This window comes from Streptomyces boluensis (genome assembly GCF_009908195.1).
In the GTDB taxonomy this organism is placed as follows: Bacteria; Actinomycetota; Actinomycetes; order Streptomycetales; family Streptomycetaceae; genus Streptomyces; species Streptomyces boluensis.
The window spans coordinates 1-2072 of the sequence record NZ_JAAAHS010000657.1 but is presented as its reverse complement, the minus strand read 5'-3'; the positions used below and the strand labels follow the sequence as shown (position 1 = coordinate 2072).

Sequence of the window (2072 nt, the reverse complement as noted above, 5' to 3'; positions counted from 1 at the left end):
GGGTAGGGGGCGGGGCGAGGTCGTGCCATGCGCATGGCGAATGTGAGATGCGCCCTATGCGACTAATGACCGAATATGGGTTACTTGCTCGGTTGTCCTGTACACCGCACGGTTCTGTTACACCGCACGGTTCTGTACACCGCACGGTCGTTCTGTCCGCCGCCGTCTGCAAGGGAGTCCCATGCCCCGCCGAATACGTCCCGCGCACCTGCACCCCGCCGCACTCGCGGGAGGTGCGCTCGCGGTCGGTGTGGGAGGGCTCTACCTGGCGGGCACGCTGGTCAACGGCGACGGGATCGACCCCGGCACCCACATACGCGGCGTCGACGTGGGCGGCCTCAGCCGGGCCGACGCCGAGCGGAAACTCCAGCGCGAGCTGGTCGCGGGCGAAGGCGCGAAGCCCCTGGCGATACGCGTCGGCGACCGCACCGGCACCGTCGACCCGGCCGCCGCGGGGCTCACCGTCGACACCGAGGCCAGTGTCGACAAGGCCGCCCGCGACGGCGCCGACCCCCTCACCGTGATCGGCGGACTCTTCCGCTCCGGCGGCGAGGTCGAACCCGTCGTGCACGTCGACGAGGACAAGGCCCGCGCCACCCTCCAGCAGGTCGGCGAGAAGCACCGGCAGAAGGCCCGCGACGGCGCCGTCACCTTCAAGGACGGCAAGGCCGAGGTGCGCGCCGCCCGCACCGGCCACACCCTCGACGTGGACGGGGCGCTCACCGCACTGCGCGGCGCGTACCTCCCCGAGCGGCCCGCCGACGGGACGAAGGCCGCCGGTACCGGTGCCGTCCGGACCGCCGGCGCCGAGACGGAGCTGCCGACCCACGAGACCCGCCCGAAGGTCACCGCCGACGAGACCGCGCGCGCCCTGCGGGAGTTCGCCAGGCCCGCCATGTCCGGGCCCGTCACCCTCGACATCGGCGGTGAGAAACTCACCATCGGGCAGGGCACGCTCGGCAAGCACCTGAAGCTGAAGGCCGACGACAAGGGCCGCCTCGAACCCCGCCTCGACAGCAAGGGCCTGATCGAGGACCCCGAGGTCGCACGCCCCCTCGCCGGGCTCACCGGCACCGCGGAGAACGCCACGTTCCGCCTCGACGGCGACCGCGTCGTGCCCACCAGCGACGGCCGGGCCGGACTCGAAGTCACCGGCAAGGCCCTCGGCAAGGCCGTACTGCCGCTGCTCACCGAGTCCGGCGCCGCCGCACGTACCGGCAAGGTCGCCGCCGTCACCACGCAGCCCGAGGTCACCAGCGCGAACGCCGCCGAGCTCGGACTGACCGAGAAGATGTCGTCGTTCACGGTCAACTTCGAGCCCGCCGCGTACCGCAGCACCAACATCGGCCGCGCCGTCGAGCTCATCAACGGCTCCGTCGTCATGCCGGACGAGTCGTGGAGTTTCAACCGCACCGTCGGCGAACGCACCGAGGCCAACGGCTTCGTGGACGGCACGATCATCCTCAACGACCAGTTCACCAAGGCGGCCGGAGGCGGCGTCTCGTCGGTCGCCACGACCATGTACAACGCGCTGTTCTTCGCCGGCGTGAAGCCCCTCGAACACGGCGCGCACTCCTTCTACATCGAGCGCTACCCCGAGGGCCGCGAGGCCACCGTCGCCTGGGGCAGCCTCGACCTGCGCTTCCTCAACGACTCCGGCAAGGCCATCTACATCCAGGCCGAGTCCACCGACACCTCCGTGACCGTCACCTTCCTCGGTACGAAGAAGTACGACGAGGTCCTCGCCACGAAGGGCCCGCGCGAGAACGTCAAGGAGCCCACGGAGCGCGTGAACACCTCCGAGCAGTGCGAGCCGCAGACCCCGCTCGAAGGATTCGACGTGACCGTGGAGCGCATCCTCAAGAACAACGGCGCCGAAGTGAAGCGCGAGCCGTTCCACACCCACTACACGCCCCGCGACAAGGTGACGTGCGAGCAGCCGAAGCCGGACGCGTCCCAGGAGCAGCAGCCGAAGCCGGAGCAGGACCCGGCGGGCAACTGACCTTCCCCCGACGGAAGTTCACCGCAACCATGAAGCCCCGGCCGCACCCCGGCGCACACCCGCACGAGCC

General features: G+C 70.6%; 1 protein-coding gene. It reads left to right on the top strand.

The features are described 5' to 3' along the window. Positions 1-181: 181 nt before the first annotated feature. Complete coding sequence (locus GUY60_RS37150) at positions 182-2002, top strand: VanW family protein (protein WP_161705913.1); 1821 nt, start codon at positions 182-184, stop codon at positions 2000-2002. The last annotated feature ends 70 nt before the right edge of the window (positions 2003-2072 follow it).

Excerpts from the sequence above, each read along its gene's own strand:
- GUY60_RS37150 (WP_161705913.1), top strand. The coding sequence starts at position 182 with ATGCCCCGCCGAATACGTCCCGCGCACCTGCACCCCGCCGCACTCGCG.